13 protein-coding genes are annotated in these 26,786 nt (G+C 46.3%); 8 read left to right on the top strand and 5 right to left on the bottom strand.

Going from position 1 to position 26,786, the window contains the following annotated elements:
• The first annotated feature begins 9 nt into the window (after positions 1–9).
• The 7 genes from kdpB (at position 10) to L3C95_RS32465 (ending at position 7,686) form a co-directional block, all read left to right on the top strand.
• Complete coding sequence (kdpB, locus tag L3C95_RS32495; RefSeq protein ID WP_236394522.1) at positions 10–2,064, top strand: potassium-transporting ATPase subunit KdpB; 2,055 nt, start codon at positions 10–12, stop codon at positions 2,062–2,064.
• Positions 2,065–2,084: 20 nt separating this feature from the next.
• A complete protein-coding gene (locus L3C95_RS32490; protein ID WP_236394524.1) occupies positions 2,085–2,648 on the top strand; it encodes a K(+)-transporting ATPase subunit C in 564 nt (187 codons plus the stop codon).
• 11 nt (positions 2,649–2,659) lie between these two features.
• Positions 2,660–3,250 (top strand): N-acetyltransferase, encoded by a 591-nt coding sequence (locus tag L3C95_RS32485; RefSeq protein WP_236394526.1) that lies wholly within the window; start codon positions 2,660–2,662, stop codon positions 3,248–3,250.
• A gap of 109 nt (positions 3,251–3,359) precedes the next feature.
• Entirely contained in the window at positions 3,360–4,484 is a 1,125-nt protein-coding gene (locus L3C95_RS32480) for a sensor protein KdpD (RefSeq protein WP_236394527.1), read from the top strand.
• A 1-nt stretch (position 4,485) separates the two neighbouring features.
• Complete coding sequence (locus tag L3C95_RS32475) at positions 4,486–6,183, top strand: ATP-binding protein (RefSeq protein ID WP_236394529.1); 1,698 nt, start codon at positions 4,486–4,488, stop codon at positions 6,181–6,183.
• A gap of 72 nt (positions 6,184–6,255) precedes the next feature.
• Positions 6,256–6,861 (top strand): Crp/Fnr family transcriptional regulator, encoded by a 606-nt coding sequence (locus L3C95_RS32470; RefSeq protein ID WP_236394531.1) that lies wholly within the window; start codon positions 6,256–6,258, stop codon positions 6,859–6,861.
• Positions 6,862–6,966: 105 nt separating this feature from the next.
• Positions 6,967–7,686 carry a GNAT family N-acetyltransferase gene (locus L3C95_RS32465; RefSeq protein ID WP_236394533.1) on the top strand — a complete coding sequence of 240 codons (720 nt, stop codon included), beginning with the start codon at positions 6,967–6,969 and terminating at the stop codon, positions 7,684–7,686.
• A gap of 154 nt (positions 7,687–7,840) precedes the next feature.
• On the opposite strand, the gene L3C95_RS32460 is transcribed toward L3C95_RS32465, so the two are convergent.
• Positions 7,841–8,194, bottom strand: a complete 354-nt coding sequence (locus L3C95_RS32460; RefSeq protein ID WP_236394535.1) for an ABC transporter permease — start codon at positions 8,192–8,194, stop codon at positions 7,841–7,843.
• The gene (locus tag L3C95_RS32455; protein ID WP_236394537.1) at positions 8,143–8,919 is read right to left on the bottom strand and encodes an ABC transporter permease; all 777 of its coding nucleotides are present in this window, start codon (positions 8,917–8,919) and stop codon (positions 8,143–8,145) included. The genes L3C95_RS32460 and L3C95_RS32455 overlap by 52 nt, the downstream gene beginning before the upstream one ends.
• Positions 8,920–9,235: 316 nt before the next feature.
• Here L3C95_RS32455 and L3C95_RS32450 point away from each other — a divergent pair, with 316 nt between their 5' ends.
• Positions 9,236–9,706, top strand: a complete 471-nt coding sequence (locus L3C95_RS32450; protein WP_236394539.1) for a hypothetical protein — start codon at positions 9,236–9,238, stop codon at positions 9,704–9,706.
• A gap of 77 nt (positions 9,707–9,783) precedes the next feature.
• On the opposite strand, the gene L3C95_RS32445 is transcribed toward L3C95_RS32450, so the two are convergent.
• The 3 genes from L3C95_RS32445 to L3C95_RS32435 are packed head-to-tail and all read right to left on the bottom strand — an operon-like array spanning position 9,784 to position 26,767.
• Positions 9,784–18,369 carry an RHS repeat domain-containing protein gene (locus tag L3C95_RS32445; protein ID WP_236394541.1) on the bottom strand — a complete coding sequence of 2,862 codons (8,586 nt, stop codon included), beginning with the start codon at positions 18,367–18,369 and terminating at the stop codon, positions 9,784–9,786.
• Positions 18,370–18,395: 26 nt separating this feature from the next.
• Entirely contained in the window at positions 18,396–20,048 is a 1,653-nt protein-coding gene (locus L3C95_RS32440; protein WP_236394542.1) for a hypothetical protein, read from the bottom strand.
• 47 nt (positions 20,049–20,095) lie between these two features.
• Positions 20,096–26,767 carry a DUF5977 domain-containing protein gene (locus L3C95_RS32435; RefSeq protein WP_236394544.1) on the bottom strand — a complete coding sequence of 2,224 codons (6,672 nt, stop codon included), beginning with the start codon at positions 26,765–26,767 and terminating at the stop codon, positions 20,096–20,098.
• Between the last annotated feature and the right edge of the window lie 19 nt (positions 26,768–26,786).

Raw genomic sequence — 26,786 nt, 5'->3', positions numbered from 1 at the left:
CTGAATTATATGTCTGAACGCAATCATAATAAACTTTTTGAACCGGCACTGGTGAGCGGCGCCTTAAAGCAGGCCTTTGTCAAACTCTCACCAAAGATCCTGTTCCGTAACCCGGTGATGTTCACCGTGGAGATCGGAACAGCTATCATGCTGGTTGTTACACTGTATACCGCTATTACCGGAGATGCCTCACAGGGCTCCTTCGGATACAACCTCGCCGTGTTTATCATCCTGCTGCTGACCCTTCTCTTTGCCAACTTCGCGGAGGCGATTGCTGAAGCAAGAGGTAAGGCGCAGGCCGAAAGCCTTCGTAAAACAAGGGAAGAAACGCCTGCCAAGAAGGTGTTTGCAGTGGGTGAAGTATATACCAACGAGATTAAGATCGTACCTTCTTCACAGTTACGTAAAGGCGATTTCTTTATCTGCGAAGCCGGTGATATGATACCGATGGACGGTGAAATCGTGCAGGGGCTGGCTACCATCGACGAATCGGCTATCACCGGCGAATCTGCGCCGGTGATCCGTGAATCCGGCGGTGACAAATCATCCGTAACAGGCGGTACGAAAGTATTGAGCGACAGGATCAGGGTACGTGTAACGACCGATCCGGGTGAAAGCTTCCTGGATAAAATGATAGCGCTCGTCGAAGGCGCCAGTCGCCAGAAAACACCTAACGAAATTGCCCTTACCATATTGCTGGCAAGCTTTACACTGGTCTTCACCATCGTTTGCGTAACCTTAAAGCCTTTTGGTGACTATGCCAACACACCTATCACCATCGCGGCTTTTGTGTCCCTGTTTGTATGCCTTATACCTACCACTATTGGCGGGCTGCTCAGTGCGATCGGTATCGCAGGCATGGACCGTGCACTGAGAGCCAACGTCATCACGAAAAGCGGTAAAGCGGTTGAAACTGCCGGCGACCTTGATACGCTGTTGCTCGACAAAACAGGTACCATCACTATCGGTAACCGTAAGGCCACACACTTCTGGCCTGCCATTGGCATCGGCAAGAAGGAGTTCTTCGAAGCCTGCGCACTGGCCTCTATGGCAGATGAAACGCCTGAAGGCAAATCTATTGTGGAACTGGCCGCAGAGAAAGGCATAAAGGTTACGCCGCCCAGCGCGGAAGAAGCCACCTTTATTGAGTTCACCGCAGAAACACGTAGCAGCGGACTCAATCTCAACGGGCTCCGTATCCGTAAAGGCGCTTATGATGCTATCCGTAATATCGTACAGAAAGCTGGTCATCCATTCCCTGCGGAAACAGAAGAAAAGGTAAAAGAGATCTCTTCGAATGGTGGTACGCCATTGGTGGTAAGCCGTAACGAAACAGTGATCGGGGTGATCGAGCTACAGGATATCATCAAACCCGGTATACGTGAACGTTTCGAACGCCTGCGCAGAATGGGTGTGAAGACAGTAATGGTGACCGGCGACAACCCGCTTACAGCAAAATATATCGCTGAAAAGGCTGGTGTGGACGACTTCATTGCTGAAGCCAAACCTGAAGATAAAATGATCTATATCCGTAAGGAACAGGAAGGCGGTAAACTGGTAGCCATGATGGGAGACGGGACCAACGATGCACCAGCACTGGCACAGGCCGACGTAGGTGTAGCAATGAACAGCGGTACTCAGGCGGCTAAAGAAGCGGGCAATATGGTGGACCTCGACAACGACCCCACTAAACTGATTGAGATCGTGGAAATCGGTAAACAGTTACTGATGACACGTGGTACTCTCACTACTTTTTCCATCGCCAACGACGTGGCAAAATACTTTGCCATTGTTCCGGCATTATTTGTAACCGCTATTCCGGCTTTACAGGGGCTCAATATTATGCACCTGGCGTCTCCGGAGAGCGCTATCCTTTCGGCCGTAATCTTCAATGCACTGATCATCCCAGCATTGATACCACTGGCACTGAGAGGTGTTGCCTACAAACCGATCGGCGCCAGCGCGTTGTTGCGCAGGAACCTGCTCATCTATGGTTTTGGCGGCGTTATTATCCCTTTCATAGGAATCAAGATCATTGATCTGTTCCTGACCTTATTCATGTAATTACCAATAAAAAAACAACAATGAGAAAGTATATATGGCCTTCTGTAAAACTGACCCTTTTTATGGTACTCGTTCTGGCGGTGCTTTATCCCTCTCTGATAGCTGCAATATCCAAAGCAGCCCCGGGACAAGGGAAAGGTAAAACAGTTGCTGTAAACGGTAAAGTAGTGGGGTATGAAAACATAGGTCAACGTTTTACAGAAGATAAATATTTCAACGGCCGCCCATCTGCCGTGAACTATAATGCTGCCGGATCCGGAGGTTCCAACAAGGCAGCGTCCAATCCTGACTACAAGAAAACTGTGCAGGAACGCATCGATACCTTCCTGGTACACAATCCCGGTGTAAAAAAAGAAGATATCCCTGCGGAACTGGTTACGGCTTCCGGTAGTGGCCTGGATCCGGACATCTCTCCTGCTGCCGCCCTGATACAGGTAAAACGTATCGCGGCAGTACGTCATCTTTCCGAAACGAAGCTGATGGCACTGGTGTCTGATCATACCGAACGTCCGCTGCTGGGTATCGCCGGACCTTCCAAAGTGAATGTGCTTAAACTGAATATAGCCCTGGATATATTAAAATAAAACTATCCGAAATGGACAACGACAGAGTGATTGTCAGAAAGGCGGTGCTTTCAGATTGTAAATACGCTGCAACAATCACAGCAGAAATGGAAGCATCCGCCAAAGCAAAAGGTACCGGTATCAGCAAACGTTCTGTTACCGCTATCATGAAAAAGATAAGGGAAGGAAAGGCAGTGATAGCGCTGACCGTAAATAAGATCTGGGTAGGGTTCTCTTACATTGAATCCTGGAGTAACGGAGAGTTTGTTTCTAACTCAGGAATGATCGTTAATCCAGGTTTCCGCGGACTAGGAGTCGCCTCCCGCATCAAGAAAAGGATCTTTCAGCTGTCGCGGGAAAAATACCCCACAGCAAAACTGTTCAGTATTACAAGCGGACTGGCTATTATGCGTATGAACAGCAAATTAGGGTTTTTACCAGTCACCTTTAATGAAATAACCAGGGACCCGGAATTCTGGAAGGGATGCAGGAGTTGTGTTAACTTTAATATCCTGCAGAAGAAAGGGTGCCGGAACTGTCTTTGTACGGCAATGCTTTATACGCCTCCTGCCTTACAAAAAGCCGAAGAAAGGGAAGCACAGCTTCTAGCCGGTGTGTACTGATCTTCCGTAACCGGATTCATCTCACTTCCTCCGTACTAAGCTACGGGCGCTTCTTCAGAGAAGCCCTGCCTGAGTTTAGACGGAGCGTGAGTTTTTGAATATTAAGCCTATGACTGAAAAAGAAAATAATGCGCAACATTTCCTCGACCTGATCCGCCAGTCGAGACGGGGAAAGTTCAAGATATACATCGGTATGAGCGCCGGTGTAGGTAAGACTTACCGCATGCTCCAGGAGGCCAGAACCCTGCTGCGCAACGGCGTGGATATCAGGATTGCCTACATAGAAACCCATAACCGGGCTGAAACACATGCCCTGCTGGACGGCTTACCTGTTATTCCCCGCAGGGAACTGTTCTACAAAGGGAAAGCCCTGGAAGAACTGGACATGCAGGCAGTTTTGAATCTTCATCCGGAAGTGGTGGTCATTGACGAACTGGCGCACACCAACATAGAAGGCAGCAAGAACGAAAAACGCTGGCAGGATGTAATGGAGATACTGGAAGCGGGCATTAACGTTATCAGCGCGGTCAATATCCAGCATATAGAAGGCTTACAGGACGAGGTGAAGGGCATTACCGGTGTGGATGTTGCAGAACGCATCCCCGACCTGGTACTGCAACAGGCCGATGAAGTAGTAAATATTGACCTCACGGCGGATGAGCTGATCACACGTCTGAAGGAAGGCAAGATCTATACTGCTGACAAGATAGCCGTGGCTATGAAAAACTTCTTTCAGCCGGAACGGATACTCCAGTTAAGAGAGCTGGCGCTGAAAGAAGTAGCTACCCAGGTAGAACGTAAAATAGATTCATCGCTGCCACGAAGTGCCCAGGCAAGAAATGAGCGCTTCCTGGCATGCATTAGCAGCAACCATCTCATAGCAAAGAAAGTGATCCGTAAAACGGCCCGGCTATCGGCTTATTATCAGTCGAAATGGTATGTGCTGTATGTACAGACGCCGAGGGAAGATGGCGACAGGATCGGACTGGCGGCCCAGCGACATCTGATCAATAACTTTAAACTGGTGATGGAACTGGGTGGAGAAGTGATAAAGGTAAAAAGTACTAATATTGCTAAAAGTATCATGCAGACGGCCGAAGAGAAAAAGATCACCACGATCTGCATCGGAAAGCCACATCTTAACGTAATGGGCATGCTGATGAATACAGCCGTGTTCTCACAGCTGCTGGGCAAGTTGTCAGAATCGGACATTGACATTATAATTCTTTCGTGACATGCGTCTAAAGACGAAACTAAGTATAGGCATTGGATTTTTATTTGTAGCCATTCTCATTTCCGGTATCCTGGGGATCTTCTCCATATACCAGCTTAAGAATGACGCTCGTCTTATCCTGGAAGATAACTACGAAACACTGGTGTACAGTAATAATATGCTGACTTTGATGGACCGTGAGCCCTTTGATGCCAGCGTATTCCCTGAGTTTGAAACCAATCTTGCAAAACAGGAAGCCAATATCACGGAACCCGGAGAAGGCCGCGCCACTGCGGCCGTCAGGAATACCTTCGAACTGTTAAAAAGTGATCCTTCCAACGATTCCCTGCAGACCATTATCCGCCGGGAGATCTATAAGATCAATACTGCCAATCAGGAGGCCATCCAACGGAAGAACACAGTAGCCGAAAAGAATGCCAGGCGTTTCAGCAACTATACCATGTTCATCTTCGGCTTTCTGGCTCTCATCGCCTTTACACTGGCAGTTAACTTTCCGGGTATTATCAGTGAGCCCGTCAACGCGCTTTCAGAAGGTATCAAGGCCATCGTGAATAAGGACTACTCCAAACGCATCCGCATCTCACAACATGATGAATTCGGGGAATTGGCACAAGCCTTTAACAGCATGGCGGAAAAGCTCGACGAGTATGAACATAGTAACCTCGCAAAGATCAAATTTGAAAAGAGCCGTATCGACACCATCATCAACCAGATGAATGATGGCATTATCGGACTGGATGAGAACAGAAATCTGCTCTTCCTCAACAAGGTAGCCGAAAAGCTGCTTGGCCTGCAGGAAGCTGAGATCAGGGGTAAATATGCCCCCGATATTGCGCTTAACAATGATCTGATGCGCAGTCTCCTGAAACAGGACAGTCGCGATAAGGAACTCAAAATATACGCAGACGGAAAGGAAAGTTATTTTCACCTGGATATCCTCAACGTGACAAATGCTGATAAACTCGTCGGACAGGTGATCGTACTGCGTAATATTACTCCTTTCCATGAGCTTAATGAGGCTAAGACCAACTTCATCGCTACTATCTCTCATGAGTTGAAAACGCCCATTGCGTCCATCAAGATGAGCGCCCAGCTACTGACAGATGCCCGCATAGGTGATGTCAACAGGGAGCAGGAAGAACTGGTAAAAAGTATCACTGACGATGCCGACCGTCTGCTTAAGATCACCAGTGAGCTGCTCAATATGAGCCAGGTGGAGACAGGACATATTCAGCTGAAGATTGAGCCCGTTTCTCCGGACATCATCATCGATAATGCCACCAATACCGTCAGCGCGCTGGCGCAGCAAAAGAACATTGCCATCCGGATCAATAACAATACGAACGGGCATAAAATAATGACCGATCCGGAGAAAACTGCCTGGGTATTGACCAACTTCCTGACCAATGCGGTCAAATACTCTCCCGAAGATGCTGAGATAGAGCTCACTACTTCGCTTAAAGACAACAACATCGAGTTCTCCGTCTGCGATCATGGCAGAGGCATCGAAGAAAAGTATCTCTCCCGCATTTTTGACCGCTATTTTAAAGTGCCCGGTACGCCGGAAAAAGTGGGTACAGGACTGGGATTGTCTATATCCCGGGAGTTCATAGAAGCTCAGGGCGGAAAGATCTGGGTGGATAGTAAACTCGGGGAAGGTAGTACGTTTGGTTTCAGCCTGCCAGTGTATCAGGCATGATCATCCGGGGTCTGACAGCACATTATCCAGGCCATAAAAACCAGCAGGTATAAAGTATTATATTTGCCGCTGATGAATGAAATAACAGACGAAGATCAATACATTCAACTGCTCAAAAATGCTTTTCGGGCAATTGATCCCGACATTACAGAAGAATCATTTGACTACCTGACTGATATTCTCTCCTTTGAGCATTATCCAAAGGACGCCATCATTGTAAGCCAGGGACAAATAGCACGCAATATCCATCTGTTATGTAAAGGTGTGATAAAAGCCTATTTCATCAGCGAGACCGGCGTTTCCTATAACAAGAACCTTTTTACAGAAGGAGATCTGGTTGGTTCTGCTGTTTCCCTCTTACGTAAAACTCCTTCAGAATTTACATTGCAGACCCTGGAAGACTGTATATTGATCACCTTTGATTATGCAGCATACAGAAAACTGATCTATCAACATGATAATTTAAAGAACTTCTACATCGGCTATCTTGAAAAACAATGGATCATAGACAAAGAGCAGAGAGAAATATCCATCGTTACTGAAACAGCATCCACACGATATCTAAAACTGCTGGCAAAATCGCCAGATATCGACAAACGAGTGCCCTTGCGGGAAATAGCAGCTCATCTCGGTATCACTCCCACTCAATTAAGCAGGATCCGGAAGGAACTGAAATAAAATCCCCTCAATCAACATATGTAAAGGCGTATTTAATCTGGATTCTTCACCTTTGTGTGACCTGAGTATTATTATTATACTTAGATTGTTATTTCAAAGCGTGCTATGAATCTGAAAGAAAAAAACATTGAGAACATCCTTTCCTTATGGACGACGGTAAATACGCCTTTTAATACGAACTATAACAAGCAGAATTATAGCTACTGCTATCTTCCCTTTTCTGACTGGCCTAACAGGTTATGGTCATGGAATTACACGCCGGAAGTACTGGACGACGCTATCAACGAAATGCGTAATGGCAAAGAAAGCCTGAAGATCTCGTGCTGGGAGGATAATCACAATCTGTTTCTGTCCAGGGGATTGGAGCAGCGATTCGAACAAACGGCTATGTCTCTCCAGCTGAAGGAAAGACCTGTATATGAGAAAAGGCTTCGGTTGCTACGCGTAGCAAACCAGGAGCAGGCTAAACAATGGGTAGACACCTTTGCTGTTCCATTTGGTTACCGGATACACGAGGATGTAGTATCCCATTCCTGCGAAAAAGTGCCGTTCTACCTGGTCTTTCTTGAAAACACCCTCATCGGAACGGCTCTGTTGCATATTGAGGATGGCATAGCGGGTATCCATTCCGTTGGCATCATACCTGAAGTACGCAGACAGGGATACGCAGAAGAGATTATGAAAATGCTGATCGATATAGCGATGGACAGTAATGCTTCCCATTGTGTGTTGCAGGCCTCCGCTATGGGAAAGGGTATTTATGCTAGAATGGGATTTAGGGAGGATTTCCTGTTCACACATTATGTATTACCGTCCAATAAGTAAAAGCATGGAACTCATCAAACATCGGCAATTGGTTATCGGCATACTGATGATCCGGCTTCGGTGAGGAAGAAATTCAGCAAGCCGAAGGAGGAATTGTTTGTGCAGATATGAAGCAACGGAGGGCGCAATCTGAACAAACAATTCCCCTTACAACTTATTCCCGCTTTAAACTCTTCACCGGATCAACCATAGCTGCCCGGATCACCTCATAACTCACCGTCAGCAACGTGATACTAACCGCCAGTAATCCGGAGAAGACAAACACCAGCCAGTTAATCGTGATCTTATATTCAAAATGTTCCAGCCAGGTATTCATGGCCCACCAGCCAATAGGAATGGCTATCGCAATGGCGGCTATTACCAGCTTCATGAAATCAAATGTCAGCAATCCTGTAATATTGAGAACTGAGGCGCCCAACGCTTTACGCACACCGATTTCTTTCACACGGCGTTCAGCTACATATGCCGACAATCCAAGCAATCCCAGGCAGGAAATGGAAATCGCCAATGCTGCGGATAATCCGGCCAGCGACTGCGTGCGTTGTTCTGCGTCAAACATCTTAGCGTATTGCTGATCTGTAAACTGGTAGTTGAACGGATAATTGGGATACTCCACCCTATCTTGTGCAGGTAATCCCATGGCAGCAGATACTCAAAGTCAAAACGGGTATTTGACGGCAGCTGCTCTAATACCGCTGTTACCTGGAAGTAATCAACCGAATCGATCTTAATCACTTTATTCAGGGCATTCTCATTTCCAAACAGTTTCTTTGCCAACCCTTCTGTAATAACGATGGAATTGATATTATGTAACGGCTCTTTGTTTGTTGTAGCGGCAAGGGGGAAACTAAACATCTGCAGGAAGGCAGGATCTACAAATCCGCCGTTGACACCTGTAAAACGTTTATCACCGGCAGTCAGCAGGAAACTGCTGATGTCCGCAAAACGGGTCGTACGCTCTACTTCACCAAAATCTTTCTTTAAAGCCGGCGCCAAAGGTTGTTCCGTCTGATTGATAGCTATCTGTTTCCCATCAGAAGATGCCAGGCCATATACTTCGTACAGCCGGTCTTTATTCTCATGAAACTTGTCAAAGCTGATCTCATTCCGGAGCCACAGAAATACCAGACCAGCTGCCGCCATACCTACGGCCAGGCCGGAAATATTGATGAAAGAAAAACGTTTGGTGGACAGCAGACTGCGCCAGGCGATCTTTAGGTGGTTCTTTATCATGGGATGATCCGTTTTGGATTGCGTTCGGGTTGTGGGGCGCAAGGGGTATGCCAAGGGGAGATCGATATAAGTAGCAAATGGTTAGTTATTAAATATTGTTAGATATGTTCAGTATTACCGGGTAGGTGTTCGGTTTTGGTACAGGCTATCACAATCCCTTAATAAAAACATTCAACGTTCGGGTGTTCTTTGCATTTATCTCTGCTGCCCCGATGTATTCAGCGCTTTCACTCTCCAAAATATTAATTATCAATACCAATACAATTATCTTTTACATATTATCTGTACTTTTATACCATTCTAATTTTTCTAACCTATGGCATCTGGCAATATTACAATTAAGAAATCAAAGACCTTATACATCGTCCTCTCAATTCTATTTACTGGACTCGTCGCCAGTTTTTTTGTCGGATCATATGAAGAAACAAAAATTCAGCTACACGAAAATCCGATTGCTGCCGGCCTCTTTATCCTGTTTTTTGTGTGCGTCGCAGCTTTTTGTTTATATAGTGTGTTTGATAATAAGGCCGTGATAATATTTTCTCCCGATGGTATAACACATAAGAAAAAGATAATTCCCTGGGAAAATATTAAGGGATATAAAATAGTGGAAAGTCCCAATGATAATATGACGACTTTATCGCTGGTCCTGACGCTGAAAACCCATCCCCGCGAATACACAATAGAGCTGCTAGGCTTGAATACAAGTGAAGCGCATATCCGGAATTGTATCAAAACATTTTCAGATCAGTCTATAATTGATGAAGATCTTTCTCCTAAAAACTAGTATTCAATAAATATAATTTAGCCCCCTGATGTTTTAACACAAACACCAGGGGGCTAAAAAATTACTACCTGCTGATCTTACTTATCTGTTTTTTTCTTTATCGTCTTTCTTGCTATCTTACCTGTTGCACTTACCGGGAAATTAGCTAGTTGCCTGTAGGTTTCCGCTAAGCCCTCGCCTACCGCTTTGGTAAGAAATGCCGATTTGAATCCCAATGAATTGGCAAGTTTTGCTTTAGACCAGCCTCCCAAGCCGTATTTACTTCCGCCAAATGCGACTTTAACACCAAAATCAATTCCTGTTGACAAGAGTGACTTATTATAGAACGTAAGTCCGATCTTGTCCTTATCAAATGGTTTCACATCGAGTATCGAACCGAGTGCATGGGCGGTCATTGGCATTGTAAGGCCAGCAAGCGTTGCGTCAAACACATCCGTTTTCCAGATACTGCCGTTTGCAATTGTCTGACCGAGAACGTCTACACTGGATTTAATCCCAAACGATAGCCATGTTACCTTGGGGTCAATACGTGGCATTAAAAATCCAAGACCGCTTCCCAGCACATAACCGCTGGAAACCTGGAAGAACGGGTCTCTTACAAGACCACGACCGAAACCGGCGCCTCCTTGTGCTATCGGATCGAGGTTCGAATTCGTTTCTTCCATACGCAAGCCCTCGTAATGCGCGTTGATAATCTCCTGGCATCTGATACAATCATCCGTTTTCGCTATTTTCGGATTTCTCGCGGATTCTTCAAACATGGCATTGATTCTCTCCTGCTCTATCGCCCTTTGCTGCTGTATGTAGAGCGCTGTTTTTGTATTTGAAATTTCCAGGGCTGCATGCAACTTGAACAGCGGAGTAGTTAATTCCCAGGTTTCCAGACCGTCCAGATCAATTGAATTGATAGGCTTATTACTTGCAAACTGGTAAGGTGTCAGTTCCGGATACGTCGGAGCCAGCGGGTCCATACTCAGGAACCTGCCTATTCTGGTATCATAGATCCTCATACCATAGTCCTGCTGATTTCCGTCCCCCTTCACATCATTGTCATTTTCCTTACCGTTAAATCCATACCTGTAGTTATTACTTGCAAAGCCTCTTCCCGGCATCTGCATACCGAAAGGATAATAATCCTGCGCTGAAACCAGGTTAGCTTCATAATGATCGATCGTACTACCATCCCTTGATACACCTATTCTTCTATCAGATACTGTTGCCAATACATTGTCCAGGTGATTGCCCAGCTCAAACATCTTCCTGCCTCTGACAAAGGCTACCTCAGTTGCATATCCCAAACCAGGGAGATCAATATTATTCTGCGGCGCTGCACTTTGAACATCGGTACTCAGCTCGTTGATCCCCAGTCTGCCATCTCCATATAAATGAGCCTCTGTCTGAGTAAGCAGCCCACCATTTAAAGAACTGTCGCCCTTCACGTACACACTCATTACATTCCCGGAGGCATCACGAACATACCAGGTCTGTATACCTTTGAAGGTTTTACTGATACGCTTATTAGAAATATCATAGGAATAATTGGTTGGCCCACTTGCTGAGCTTATGACCTTGATCTTATCATATCCAGTCCATTGTATGCTCGTTATCCCCGCTGCCCTGTCGATATTCAACTGACCTCCCCCTGTATAGTTATAGTTATTGGTTACCTGGTTGTCTATGTCATTCGGGTAGTTGCCTGCGTCCACGCCATCAAAAATGTATAACAGCTTATTAGTTCCACTGGTGTAGTTATAGATAAGGCTATCCATTGCCAGCGGTTTCCCTGCAAATGTATTATTTCCTCTGCGGAGATATGTCCTGATGTTACCATTCGGATCATAGGACACCTCCTCCTTAAAGTCCGGCAACACAACAGGCGTCCAGCTATTATTAGCCTTATCCAGTCCTTTTACAGCCTGCATACTGGCTATCCTATTCAGCACATCATACGTATAATTATACATCAACGGCGTACCAATGGATGATATATGCTGACTGATACCGGCAATATTTCCGTTAAATAATGGTTTAAAGTAACCACCAATGTTGCCCGGATCTGCAAAAGGATGGACAGTACTACCTATAGGTTTATAGTCCCTCGCACCATAATAGTGCAACGCCAGACCATATACATCTTTGGCAACAGCGCTTGTACCGGCACCATCTCCTCCCATATCAAATATGGAAGTATCTGCTGTACTGTTAATTCCCTTCAACCAACCCTGCAGCGTGTAAGTATAATCTATCCCTTGTACCTGCTGCTGTCCTATCACCGTTCTTGCAAGCGGACCATATTTATAATACTGATAGTAGGCGTCCCTGTCCCAGTTAATGCTATCCCTGCTGGTTTCTACATTTGTCAGCTTATTATTCGCATCATAGGTAAAACGGTGATATAACGCATCCCGTGCACCTGGCTGATAAGCCACATGTTTGACTTTTCCGCTAAGCAGGTCATACTGATATACCATTTTCTTCCAACGGTTATTACCCTCTGCCATTCCTCCCGTTTTAAAATCCTGTACCAGGGTATCTACATTACCGTATGCATCATAACTATAGAAGGTTCCAAAAGTATAAGCCCCGGTATTTACAGCTGCAGTACCTGAAAATACACCCGACCAGGATACGCGGTTTCTCAGGTTACGCTGGCTGATCACTGCTCCTGATAAAGGCGTATAAGGCTCGTCATAGGTGGTAGCAATAACTTCCGTCCTCAGCATATTGGCATACCACTGTGCCAGGGTATACGGGTTACGGCTGGTACTATTTGATATTGAGCCGGATGTAGCGCCAGTCTGCGTAATGCGTCCCAGGTTATCATAAATAGTATAAATGCTGGTGGTTGATATTACAGGCTGCGCTGCAACCAATCTACCAACCCTGTCATAAGCATAGCGCAAAGCCGCAGTGATATCTGGCGTCAACTTGGTTGTTACCTGGTTTAAGGTATTATACCTGTAATTTGTCACCATGGTATGAGCCGGCAGCTGCTCCAGGCCCCTTGCTCTGGCAGCCTTCACAGCATTTAACCAGGTTGGTGTGCGGTTTACCACAACACCCGCCGGTGGCACTGTCTTCACCAAAGATCCCGCGCGGTCATAATAGTACAATGTATAATGATATTCCGACGTGGTATAGGAAACTGTAAAGAGCTCCCTCAATCCGGCATTCATGCAACTATCTATGTATGCCTTGTTGAAACCGGCCTTTAGAGAATCTCTGTATGCATTAAACAACTCGGTTCCCTTACTCACTGCAAAAAACTCATTATCAGAACAGTTGTTTACCTCGTTGACATCAACCTCCTCAAATACCGGTTTAGTATTACCACAAAGTAAGGGGCCTTTACTCATACGGAAGCAACTGTCAGCCCCCACACAGTTAAACACTCTATGTACCGGTGCTATCGCATTGCCTGTAAGCGTAAATACTTTCACCGCAGTGTCCTTGATGACGACATCCCACACCATGATAGTATCAGGATTAAACCTTACCCCAACAGGATCAAAAGTAACATTGATCAAACTATCGTTACATCCCATCGGTGCATAAGGTGGTGTGAAAACCATCATTGAGCTCCGTCCATATGTACCAACTCCCACAAATCCGCCATCTGCATTCTCTATAAGCTTTGTAAAGAGAACAGAACTATCCAACCTGAGCATATCAGACCAGCGAAGAGTTCCATCTTCATTGACTTTCTCCCACACAATGCCATTATTATTGGAAGACAGTATATTCTGGGCTGCTATAATGCTACCATCCGAGCCTACTGCCGTCGGCATCCACTGATAGACAGATTGACTCAGCGGACGGGAGAACTGTTTAGCATATTTTATCCTGCCATTCTCGGTTAAACTCAATACACTTTGTTTTATACCTCCGGCGTCTCCGGCAGAATAACTAACTATATACCCATCCTTTACTTTATGGAGATAATTAGAAAAGTTCGTGATTGTCTTTGTCGGCTGGCCAATGTCATACCAATAGACACTCAACCGTTGCCCTGTTTTCTTGTCCACTTTCAATATCCAGCCATCAAACTGCCCTACTGATACTGAAGTCACCCATGAACATCCAGCTATCACCAGTGTATCTTTATTCTCCACCATCGAATAGCCTTCATCTCCGCTGCCCTCACCAAAACGCTTGAGCCAGTTAAAGGTTCCGTCAGGCTTAAGTGATCCAACAAGAAAATCTGCAACACCATCTGCAAGATTATATCGTGCTACATATGCGTATCCCCCATCACTTGTCTGCAGAATTTCAGCGCCCGTCTCTCCCCAGGTTGTATTAAGGCCGACACGTTTGCTCCAGGTTACATCGCCCTGTGCTGTCAGTTTAACGATCATCGCATCTCTTGCCGCAGCGTAAGCCGCAATGGTACCGATCGCTATATATCCGCCATCGGATGTAGGCTTGATCCTGGCAAAATTGTCATTTCCAAAACTGCCGTAATGTTTAGACCAGAGCACCTCGCCCTTACTATTCGTCCTGATAAGATATGCATTCTTATTATTGGCCGCGATAGGTGTAGCCCCTGCCAGCATGAACCCATTATCCGGGGTGCGGATAACATCGTAGATCGTGTCAACATTTCCTGTCGTATAACTATGAATCAACGGTTTACCTCCGCTGCAAACAATGCTGTCTTTAAATGGATAAAGCTGACAGGTATCCATAAATTCCATGTATTCCCACAACTGCTTATTCATTCCCAGCTGATTATTCATGAAATTCACAAACAGCTCATTCTTCCTTTGCTGCAGGGAATCCGGCTCTTCGCGCAGCGGTGTTATGCCGGGATATGTTGCCTGAAAACGGCTGTAACTATTTCCCACCACCTCGCAGCTCGCACACGGCGCTGCTATGTTACATTGCATGATAGTTGGGACCACCAGCGGTTCCTCAAAGTACGTACAGGTGTTGGTTCCCGGTACATTACAGGCACCCAGCAATTGCTGCACCTGCACTTCGGACAGAGAAGTCCCCCTTGTACGGTTCAGGTAAGTGGCCAGCGTTATATCTGATGGCTTCTTGTAGGACTGGTATTCAATATTTAATATTCTGAGCTGATTACATTCACAATCAGTAGGCGCAGTATAAGTCGGTTTGTTCGTATAAGCCGACTGTTTGTCATACGGCGCCGGCAATGTAATAAGATAGCCATTACAGTTCAGCGGATCTATAATACCTGCCTGGGCATTATATGTATTCAATACTTCACTGAAACTTCTGTAGTAACTCTCACTGGATGGCTTAACTGAGCTCGCACCGTAAGGATGGTCCATATCAGACCCTTCCTTACAAACCGCCAGCAATTTTGGTATAATAATGCTATCAAGTACCTGCTGGCTATACTTGCACGGAGCCAGTTGTTTCACCCATGCCTGTACATAGCTCCTGCAATTTTCGTCATAAGACCGTTCCAGCTGTGCATTGACAGAGTCTTTCAATACCGTTGTATCAGCATTATTTCCCAGGAACCCACCTCCATTTTCACTCAATGCCTCGTTTACCACATAAAAATTAGGCTGATTGCCCGCAGCGCTCAGCTGAGCAGATGTTACCTTCGGATAACCAGGGTAGATAACATTATTGATCCTGTCATTGATGATGTTATGCTTGGTAGTCAGGTACATCTGGCGGAAAGCCCTCCAGGACATATCAAGATCGCCCTTACACATCACGGCTTCATTGAAAGCTTTGTCTGCCGTATTGTATTGCTGATAACAGTTAACACTGTTACGGGAACACTTCACACTCACTGTTGCCATGCTCCACATAGACAACAAACTGGCGCCACTGCCGCCATTAAAATTACTGAGCGCTTTCTCTAATCCATCTTTTGCTGTTGCAGCAAGCGGATCTTTATTGCCTGTTACTGCAGGAAAAATATAACTGTTATTCGCAGTCGGATTCAGATAACCCATTTCTTTCGCCTCCGCATAGGTATCTACCCCCTCAAATGTCTTGTCCCACAAATAGCTATCGGCATACTTCTGCATCTCCAGTAGCTTATAGTACTCCGGATGAAACTTCAGTAATGCCTCGGCCCATGACGCCTTGAACTTAGCTGCAAACTGTTCAGGATTCAGTAACTGCGGTATTACATAGGTATCACTGATCTCATCATATACTGTATCTCTGCGGCCCAGTTCATCATAATACACAACAGAATCCCTTCTGTATGGCGCCACCACTCTTTCATCCACATGGTAGAATATGGAATAGATATTTAGTGTGTCCGCCGGATTGGCATACTGTCCATAAGCCCCGGATACATCCAGCAACATGGCATTTCTGATACCTGCTATCTCAGAACCGGATTCGCACAAAACGTCACAGGCCTCAACCGCCGCCTGGTAAGCTGCATACACAGCTCCCCTGTAAGAAGCTGAATCCACTGGTGAAACACCTGCTTTTGCCAGATAATTATTTCTGAATGCCTCCCAGGTGCCGACACTGTCACGACAGGTCTTACAATCCGGCACACAGGTCCTGGAGCTATCGTTCGCGAGGATATCCCGCTGTTGCTGCACAAACTGTTCAAGTGTGGTGCATAATTGTTTCTTCAGATATACACTATCTCGGTAATAGTCCATTGCCTCCCGGTTCACGCTCAGGCGTTTGGTGATCTGGTAAGTACCTGCAGGTAAAAATTTAGTAAATCCAACCTCCAGATCCGGTACACCACAGGTGGCAGGAACTGATCCCGGCGTATAATTATGTAATACGGTGTCGAACGGTTTACCTCCCAGTCTTTGATTGGAAGCATCGTCAGTGATACTTATCTCCAGGTCAAACAAACCATTGTAACAAATTGGATTATTATTACAATCGGTACGTTGCAACACCGGGGCTTTCAATTTGTAGTTAAAGACATAGTTACCAGGCAGCGTAACCAACTGGCTCTGCGTATTTTCCATTACCAGATCTTTCACTATACGATTATTCGCCCTTGACAGCGTATCTGTATAAGAAATAAGCGGATTGTAGGAAAGTCCTGTAAGGTTAGCGCTATCTGGCACTCCTGATAACGCCGTGGCTACCGTGCGGCCATACATGTCGATATAACTGACATGATACTGTCCATTGGCATCCTGCACAATATTTTTGAAATAATGGGATTTCACACCGATTTCGGTTCCAAACAGGGCATCCAGATCATTGTCACCTGGTGCACCGTAACTATATCTTGTATCATGCCCACTACCAATGCGATGCACAGGTCCTACTCCGCTCTTCCGGCTCACCCGGTCTGTGTTATCCTGCGTATAAGACGTTTCAGTAAAAGCATATCCAGCGGCATCCGGAAGATATTGATTAGCCCCATTATCCTTCTCCGGATTATTACCTGAGTAGTACTGGCTGGCGCCGGAAGTATTTGACATCGGACTCGCAGATGCCGTCAGTATATCGGCCGCATTGATCAGCGTATCGTAATTTCCCTTGTCATACTCACCGCCGTTGATTGTCCGGTTAAAGTTGCGGGAATATTTCATCACAGAACTCATAGTCGGCGCCGGAAGCACCTCTATAGCAGAACGACCCTGATGATCATAATAGGTCTCTGCCACAACTGTCGTATTAGTAGTGTTATTCTTTGTAACTGTCTGACGATTGCGGAGACTACCATCATAATATCTTACAACCGCTTTTCTCATTCCATTCTCCGCAAACTCTACTTTTGATTGCCAGTTTAACTGACGTTGATGGCCAGTGAAAGCATATTGTCCAAGACCATCCTGGTATAAAGAACTCCAGGGCGTCTCTGTCCTGCCGATACCTGTCTTTTCCTGCACAGCCCTCACCCGGAAAAACAATACTCCGCCATCGCTGTACAACAATGGGATATTATACGAGTTCGTCGCCACCGTCACACGGGTTGCATTATTGCGGAATATCAGATTGCGGTTTAACGGTTCGCCATATCTTCCGCTCTGCAATGCTGTTGAATCAATGTAAGCCCATTCGAGATCGTATACATCTGCACCGGTCATGGCTGGCCATGTGACCCCAATCTCGTCCGTAGAATCTGTATTGGCAGGTGCCGGAGAAATAACCCCGATACGCTGCACACCGTCATTCACGCAGGACAACTTATATACCAAACGTATATCCATCGCATTCTCCAACACCAACGCCTGCAACACATTCGATGTCGCATTCGTAGTTACGCTCAGTATTTTAACCGTTACCCTATGTGCATTGTTAAATACAACACTACTTCTGGCTGTATAAACACTGGTATCTGAATAATTGATATTCATTACCCTCTCCACAGAATCAATTCCCTGATCCGGCTTAGTATAGATAATACGCACATTTACCGAAGCCGTAAAGGTAGCCGGGAGTAACACGCGTGCATATTCGTTGATCTTAAATGTAATGACATTCTTTACTGAATAGGGAGTATCCAACTTATCCCTTAAAACAGCACTAAAATAAGCAGTATCTTCCACGAAAGCGATCGAGTCTTTCGCCAGCTCGCCTCTACTGCCATCCAGCAAATCTCTTGCAACCGTCACCGTTTGTGCCTGACTGCCTGTTACCATCAGTATAAAAAGCAGCGGGAGAACAAACTGTATTAGCTTCGCCGCGACCGATTTCGGGTTATTCAACAATCCCGCCTTTATTAAAAATGAATCTTTTCTCATCTCTTGATTATTTTCACAATGAATGATTATGGCAGCACTTCTTTCAATAAAGAGCCCCTGGATTCAGAGATTGTTTTAATTCCCCGTTCAGTCTCTTTTTTCAGGCGGATCAATGTGCCATCGTCATCATACTCATACATGGTGGCATAGTTATTTTCATCCAGTTCGGCCATCAGGCGAAGGTTATCAGGACTATACACAAAAGACTTCATGGTAGCGTTATAGGGATGTAAACGGATGTCATCAAAATACACCGGAACAGATCCTGTTGCCTGCAGATACAATGTAATGCTGACTGCATCAGCAGGAACATCCAGTGCACGTTCATATCTCTGCCAGCCTTCAATAATGCTGCCATCGGGAAGCGCTGTTATCGTCACACTATCTGTTGCCCGTTTTATTTTCACCCATATCTGATTTGCTGTATAAGTATTTCCGCTGCACGCCTGTCCTTCTTTGACCCATGCGCTGAGCAACAAACGTTTTCCCGCCAGCGGTGAAAAAGTTGGCAACAATACATCCTTCCCCGCATCGATGCCTTTCAACACTAACTGCTTATCAGGACAATTGCTACTATCCCTGGTGTAAGCGACCCGGAAAGTATCAATATCACTGGCAGTTATATTTGCACTCACACCGTAAGCACTTCCTGCTGCCACCTTCAGGCTGTACCTCCCGGTATGTTGTTCGGTCGTATCCAAATATTGCTTATAGGGAGAAAAATCAAAACTTCTCGGAATCGTACAACCGTTGCCGCAAACCGCCTCGTTCAGGAAATAATCCTCGAACCCATCAAACGCAGTCTGCCGGTATCTTGCATTTTCCGTCATCGTTGTCGGCAAAGCATTTCCATATCCCAACAATACCGACTTATACCGGCCAAGCGGATCTCTGGTCTCAACTTCAATACCCTTAAGACTATACAACGTCGTCTCGTTCATCCACAACCATCTCACAGTGTCTGGCTGTATCACCCACTTCCTGTTGTTCAGTTTCCAGTAATAGGTAAAATTGAAAATGGTACCCGCGGTTCTTGCATGCAGCGACTGTGTAGCATTCACTTCATTACGATCAGTATACATGGTATACTTCCGCAACTGTCGCCAGGAGCCAGCAAGACCGCTCACATAAGGATTAACGCTTGTATCAGTCACCGCGCTGTAACAGCTGCCGGAAGGTGCAACAAGGCAGGTATAACAGGTGCCGATCGCCAGCTGCGCTACTTTAACACTGCCACCAGCTTTATGGTAAGTCACGACATCCGCACCCGTGCAGGCGTCACTGCGCAGGCTATCGAATCTGACAGCCCCGGCAGACGATTGTAAGGAAACTTCACAGTCCCCTACCCGGGCCTTGTAAAGCGTGCCTACTGTGTCCGTTGTAATAGCGTAGAAGTTCTTATTAATGTTCTTATACAAAATGGCACACTGGGTATAAGATATATTATAGCCTGCCCTCCTCGCATCCCTTATCAGCGAAGAGATAACGACATGCTCCGACTCCACCGTAAAAAGCCGGTGGGAGGAGATCAGGTAATCGAATAATGGCTGCAGACAGCCACAGGTACAGGACACCTGCCCCTGCGCTGCCAGCCTGTTCTGCGTACCGGCGCCTCCTGCAAGCAGCAGCAATAAGACCACTGCCTTGTATAGAAAATTATAGGTTTTATACTTTTTCATATTGACTCAACTCGTTAATAGAACCTCAGTTAGAAGATGAGATATCACTACTTCAGATTGTATATCTGCACACCAGGATTGGTCAGCGTAAAATTGGTTGTCACGCCACTGGTAATCGACTTGACATACAGTGCTACCGGTGGTCCCTGGCAGGATTGACAAACCCATGAGTGACCGATAACGCCTTCATATCCCTGCTGGTAAATCTGCGGACCAGCAGTATAGGTTGTCACCCCCGCCGGAATCCTGACTATACAGGGAACATTGGGATTAAGTCCCCACGGGTTAGCGTCTGCAGGAGGTGTAAACAGATCACTTCCCTGGTAGAACAGTCCATTTGCGCTGTTATGGACATGCCCTACCAACAGCGTAACCGCTGTAGTGGTCGGAGTAGGGAAATTAAACGTCAGCAACGTCCCTCCCTGCTCGGTGCAACCCTCGTCCGTACAACCCCAGCTAACTGTCGCTTGCAATGCAGGAGAAATACACTGGCCTTTTGCATTCGCTGTGTCCTGGGCTGCTGCCAGGGCCTTTGTATTGGCATCTGCCTGACTAAGCGGAGAAGTAAACGTACCCGCAGGTATCGTCACCGCAACAACACTACCCAGCAGACCTGCAGGGCAGTCATTCTTTCTGATCGAGTCTGTTATGATACTATTATAATAAGTACAGGTTCCTTTCGTATTGGCATTTGCCTGACCAGCTATATTCGCTTTGATCACGGCAAGGCTGTCAGCCTGCGACTGGCTTACCAGCGAAGAATCTGTTCCTGCCGGATGATGATAAGTCACCACAGAACCTACTCCTCCAACACCACAATTATTCTTTGTGTAATCTTTGTCAATAACCCCGCTATAGTAATACGGAATACATGCACCATTCATATCGGCATAGTCCTGGCCATTCAACGCAAGATCTGCAGCTGCCTTTGCATCCGCGTCCTCCTGACTGATTGTGGAGGCATAGCTGCCCGCTGGTACAATGTATTTTACAGGTGCACCCGGCGCATACCCCCTGCCGCAATTGGTGCGCTGGAAGAACTGACTGGCTTCTGTATTTGAATAATAAACGGTACCGCATTGCTCCGTTCCTGCATACTCAGCATAGGTTTTCGGCACACAATTCATTACCGTCTGCGCCTTCAGCTGGTCTGCCACTTTCCAGAACTGGCCAAAGGTGGTAACACTGGAAGATAGTGTCCTGTTATTATCCAATACCAGAGAATACCCTGATGCATTTCGTACCAGCGGATTGCCCAGTGATGTAAACTCACCAGCCTCCGTAGCCATATTCCTTCTTCCGGAACGGATTACCTTCATCGAGATGTCATTCCCTGTAAAAGGAACCCCATTACGGTCAACAAAATAGATATCCGGTGCAGCACCTTCTGTCTGCACGTTGGCATCTACAGCGTACAACACCGTCCACGCTGCAAACGTCGCTATCTCAGGGAAACAGTCAGCCCCTCCTGTCTTTTGCCTGGAACCGATCAGGATCTCATCACCAGCGGTGAAGTAGTCTGCTGCAGTAACAAGCGTGTCGAGTCCCCTGACAATCTTGCCCTGGTTCATATAAACATTGCGAAGTGTTGTATTGATATTCTTATAGGCCCCACTCATACCGTTATATACCCAGGCCGCCGGCATGCTGAAGTTATATACCGGGTCATCGTACTCGTTGTAAGTACGGGTAAGTACCGGCTCTCCTGTCTCAGCGTCAAACAACAGGTTTTTAGTACTGATCCGGCTACCTTTGTCTACCACGACTATACTATCCAGGATGCCGTGGCGATTGATGACCTTTGTCGCACCAACCGACTGGAACCTGGTTTCCTCACGTTGCGCCAGGTTCCATAGTGTTGGCAACAGGAAGACCGGTGGGAACGGGAATGTAAAGTTGTCGCCGTTCAGGTTCAGGTTCAGCGCGTTGGTAACAGAGCGTTGTTCGCGCATATCCATCATCAGTTCAATATCCTTACCCACAGAAGCAATACTGTCAATTACTCCCTCCTCATCGATAGCCATCACTGTATTGTTCAGGTGCTTAACAGGATCATTCTGATTATCGACTTTGTAAAAATTCTCTGTGTAAGAGAACGGCATCTGTGGATTAGCCTCGGAAAAGCTCGATGTTGAACGTAACTTTCCATTCATATCATTGAGCTCAATCTTGAAGCCCTGGCTTACGGCCACAAAATGACAGGCATTAATACGCAGGAAATTACTCAGCGCCGGCTTATAACGTTTTTTGCTATCTGCCAGCAAGGTCATGTCTGTCAGCGTAGGAAAATCATAGCTGGTATAAAAACTGGTTTCTTCAAAACCGTTAGCGGAACGCACATTCTTCGCGTGAATCGTTCTTACCCTTACTTTGCTGTAACCAACGGATGGAGAGGGGTAAAAGGTCTCACCCAGTGGTTTCTCGGTATATCCGATACCAACAGGCGCCAATGCAGCTACCTGCTCCTTGTAAGCGATCGGCAGCCGCCATGGGTTCTCTTCTCCGCCGATAGAGGGCTCAAAAGTGGCTACCCCACTACTGATCACCTCCTCAGTCCCGTTTACGGCACGCGTAGTAGTGTACTGGTACTCCTGACCATACACAGACTCACGCTGTTTCGTCATCGCATTCCAGTGGTCGTAAGTGCGCACCCGTTTTACGCGCAGCCCACCACCATATTTCTTATAATATGGATTATTAAGACGTATAAAGGAACGGGAGGTATCTATCTGGTTCGCCCATCCTTTTAGCCTGGCCGTATTATCGTAGGAAACGAACATGTTCAGCACGTTATCGGCCTGCGATAACAGTACTTTCACGGCATCCCCAAAATCAATGTCGTCTCCCACGTCCGATCCCGGATAAGCCTTCGATGGCAGGTTCAGACGGAGGAATTGCGTACTTGCCTTTGCCAGCGGACTGTATACGCTTAGTAATTTGTCCGTCTCGCCCGACTGATTAATCGCTTTCAGCTTTAACCAGATTGTCTGCCCATTATTATAGAACCCGAAAGTGCCTGGTTCCATGTTTGCATAACACGATACATATTCATTACCATTGCCAAACTTATCGCCCGGCATTTTCACGTTCAAGCGGAAGAATAAAGTATCTATCCCTTCAAGATAACGGGCATATAAATCAGCATTACTGCTAACTGCCTTAGGTACATTCACCGACACATATAAATAATCCTTCGGACCGCCATACAGTTTTGTTTCCAGGTCAGAAAGCGCTTTAGGCACATCTGCCGATAACCCGGCGATCTTTAACATCTGTGTAGCGCGCCTGTTCTGAACATACGCATAATCATCACCTTCATAATCCACCTTCACTCTTCCGCCTGAAGGCAACACGATGGAATCAAGCGTCCATGCGGCAGCATTCTTTGCAACCAGGGCACTATCCTGTAATGCATAAGGATATTCAGCGTTAGTGATTACGTTAGTAGTTGACGAACCCGGGTTCTGCAATGGATCTTTATAGTTTCCCCACCTGTCATACGATTTATTATTGTAAGCCGGGTTGTGTGCATTATAGTTAAAAACATATGGATTACGCTGTACCTTATTGTTACCATTATAAGTAAACCAGATCCGCTTTAAGGTTAGTTTGCCACCGGTATTTCCTTTAATCATTCCCGGACATAGCTCATAGCTATACTCAAAATGGACGGTCTTTACCGGCCGTGCTTTCAGCGGATCCCTGCGGTAGTCAGCCTTAACATACAGATTGATCTCATCGAGCTTCTTCACCACCTTAGCCGAACCAGTATATCCATTCTCATCCATAGATGGCTGATCATTACGGTCGCTCAGCTTAAAGGTCGCGATCATGTTTTTTGACTCAATGGAATTGAGATACCACAGCTCTTTCTCACCGTATACGTAACTTCCTCTGTCATCCCGGTTGTCTGTCCGCAACCCTTCATTATAAACAGCACTGTCATTATAGGGCGTACGCCATTTATAAGGATTTTTGATCCCTGCTATCTTCGAATAGTTAAATTTAACAGCATCGCCCCTGTCATCGTCAGAGATGCCATCTCCGGTCAGGTCAACGTAGTCGGGCGAAAGTAATCCCGTCAGCAGGAACGAGTGCGCATAGGCAGGTACTTCCTCACTGTTGAAATAATGTTCATTTCCTTTGTCGTTGTTGACCGTATTGTCCAGACCGGGCGTATATTTCACCAGGCCATCCTTACTATTTCCTCCTGCCGGATTAACAGAAAAAGTGACATCTTTCTGTTTCAGGTTATAAACGGGAATACCATACACATATCTGCGGCCATCACCATTTAACACGCTGATCTCTGATATGTGATTTTTCTTCCTGAAATCGTTGATCCTCTTTTCCCTCGATAAATCACCGTTACCAACAGTAAAAGTATCTTTTGAAGGCATCAGGTAGAGGTTCCTGCTTCCGATAGGCAACAACGGCAACCCTGCATACATCCAGCGGAACTGCATAGCGATTTTCCCCTTTACCTGGTAATACTCCAGGCGGATGTTATATAATTCACCGGCTATCATATTGACTGTGGCTGTATCCGGCTGTATACCGTGCCCTCCCCAGTGATTAATGAACAGGGAGTCATTTATATATAGTCTCACACCATCGTCTGAATGGGTTACCAGCTTGTAAGTGCCCGTAACATCAGGTTTCAGCCTTCCCGTCCAGCGGATGGAGAAATCGCGGCTTACTCCCGGTACATTGGCAGGTTTGCCAGCATTAAAGTCGTTCAGGTTCAGGTAATTGACCATGGTATCTACCTTGGAGAACAGGAACTGCTGAAAATCATGTCCGGAATAATATTCTCCCAGTAAACCATGCCTGCTGGAATCGAGCTCTGAAGGGAACTCCGTATCGCAATTGTTCGTGCCATAAGCATTGATCCGGTAGTTGTCAATATATTTTGACAATCCTGCAACAGACGCCTCTTCAGCTGTCAGGTAAGAAATGACCTGTGTACGTTTATCCCTTACTTTCTTATAAACATTGTCGCGCGACAAAATAACCTGTCCTACCTTTTGCTTATTGGCATAACGGTTAAGTACATTCGTCGTAGTAATAAAAGGACTACTGCTGCCTGCCTGGAAAAGGTTGACAGCCACTACATCATCGCCACCTATATTATTATAAAAGGCCTTTGCATTCACTGATTTCTCTCCCGGATTCCGGAAATAGGCCGCTTCAAACTGTTTGTCCGATTTCCTGAACGCCAGGTTTGACGCCAGTGGGTTCATGTTTCTCCAGGGACCGCTTTCTGTATATGATCTGTTCACGTTCAGGTCTACACCCCAGTGCACCAGGTCACCCAGTCCGAGGTCTGCGCTGAATCTGCCGGATTTATCCTTCGTCTTCATGCGATGGTCATATACATAACCGATATCGCCTCTGTAAGCACGGAACATACCACCTGTACCCTCTCCCGACATGGAAAACACATCATAAGTATAAGAAGGGATGGCGATGTTAGGTACCTCCGGTTTCTCTCGATATACCATCTCCTTTTCACGGTTAAAGTCCAGCAATGCACCTCCCGAAGGATCGGCGTTCTGGTAATTCAGATAACCATAAGCAGGTATCGCCATATGGCGGTCCTCAGGTTCAATGCCCTGTTTGGCTACATATCCACTTGCGAAAATGTGTCCGTCGAGGATCTTGACAGTTCCTCCTAATTTCGCAGTAACACTGATCAGCGAACTGGTATAGGGCAGGGTGATGGTCGGCGTAAAGGACGGATGCGCAAAAGAAATTTCAGAAGAGAAAACTGAAGTTCCTATGCTGGAATGCTTATCAGGATTGTTCTTGCTGGCCTTACCATACTGTCTCATACCTGATGACAGCTGTAATGCCTTCAGACCGGACCTTGTATTGGCAGCCAGGCCAACAGTTATACTTCCCGCAGGACTATTCTGGCTCTCTATCGCCTCTTTATCCCCCATCTTCAAAGACAGTGAGGTACCAACAGTGATACCCTCCTGCGAACTGTTAGTAAATGATAATGCGGATGTTAAGGCCCCCATACTCTTCGCGCCCACATTAATGCTCGCATTCATGCCAGATTCAATGCCAAACCCTCTGTAGTTATTATGCGTAACCCCGAGGCTCGCTCCAATTCCTGCGCTGAGACCTTTCTCCTTCATCTTGGGCAAGCCGGCAATTTCCAGATCGCCACCGACGGTGATGCCTACTGTTTTATTGGTCTTGATGGTAGCCGTCTTCTGAATGGTATCCGTACCGTTAAAATCATCGGGTATACCGCGCAGGTTACGTGTGATCGTGCCCGGATTGATGTTCCAGCCCAATCCCACCCAACTTGCTTCTTCATCCATACTAATACCACTGTTGTACCCGATAGCTACCGGGTACCCACCTACGTCGAGCAGTGGTATATTATAGGAAAAGTCGCCACTGAACAGATCAACCATATTGTCGTTGTTCACGGAGTGAAACGCCTGACTCTCAGGCTGGGTGGGTCCTCCTATATCCGGATGCACCCACTCCCTATGCTGGCTTTTTACCGGCGTAAACTTCGGCGCCGCAGCCGTGTTGGCCACTGCCTGCTTTATAACGCGCATCGGCAGCTTGTGTGGGAAATGGATGTTAGCAACAGGCGCCCCCAGTGCGTTCCGGGGAACTATCACATCGAAATAGAGCAATGCCAGCATGAAGAAAGCAATCTTTCTCTTTTGCTTTGCAGCAAGTTCAATTATCATTGAAGTGTGTTTATCTTAA

Origin of the sequence: Chitinophaga filiformis (assembly GCF_021646545.1) — a bacterium.
Taxonomy (GTDB): Bacteria; Bacteroidota; Bacteroidia; order Chitinophagales; family Chitinophagaceae; genus Chitinophaga; species Chitinophaga filiformis_A.
The sequence above is the reverse complement of the archived record's forward strand: the minus strand, read 5'-3'. Positions and strand labels throughout refer to the sequence as shown.

Coding starts and splice junctions, on each gene's coding strand:
- kdpB (WP_236394522.1), top strand. CDS start 10: ATGTCTGAACGCAATCATAATAAACTTTTTGAACCGGCACTGGTGAGC.
- L3C95_RS32490 (WP_236394524.1), top strand. CDS start 2,085: ATGAGAAAGTATATATGGCCTTCTGTAAAACTGACCCTTTTTATGGTA.
- L3C95_RS32485 (WP_236394526.1), top strand. CDS start 2,660: ATGGACAACGACAGAGTGATTGTCAGAAAGGCGGTGCTTTCAGATTGT.
- L3C95_RS32480 (WP_236394527.1), top strand. CDS start 3,360: ATGACTGAAAAAGAAAATAATGCGCAACATTTCCTCGACCTGATCCGC.
- L3C95_RS32475 (WP_236394529.1), top strand. CDS start 4,486: ATGCGTCTAAAGACGAAACTAAGTATAGGCATTGGATTTTTATTTGTA.
- L3C95_RS32470 (WP_236394531.1), top strand. CDS start 6,256: ATGAATGAAATAACAGACGAAGATCAATACATTCAACTGCTCAAAAAT.
- L3C95_RS32465 (WP_236394533.1), top strand. CDS start 6,967: ATGAATCTGAAAGAAAAAAACATTGAGAACATCCTTTCCTTATGGACG.
- L3C95_RS32455 (WP_236394537.1), bottom strand. CDS start 8,919: ATGATAAAGAACCACCTAAAGATCGCCTGGCGCAGTCTGCTGTCCACC.
- L3C95_RS32450 (WP_236394539.1), top strand. CDS start 9,236: ATGGCATCTGGCAATATTACAATTAAGAAATCAAAGACCTTATACATC.
- L3C95_RS32445 (WP_236394541.1), bottom strand. CDS start 18,369: ATGAGAAAAGATTCATTTTTAATAAAGGCGGGATTGTTGAATAACCCG.
- L3C95_RS32440 (WP_236394542.1), bottom strand. CDS start 20,048: ATGAAAAAGTATAAAACCTATAATTTTCTATACAAGGCAGTGGTCTTA.
- L3C95_RS32435 (WP_236394544.1), bottom strand. CDS start 26,767: ATGATAATTGAACTTGCTGCAAAGCAAAAGAGAAAGATTGCTTTCTTC.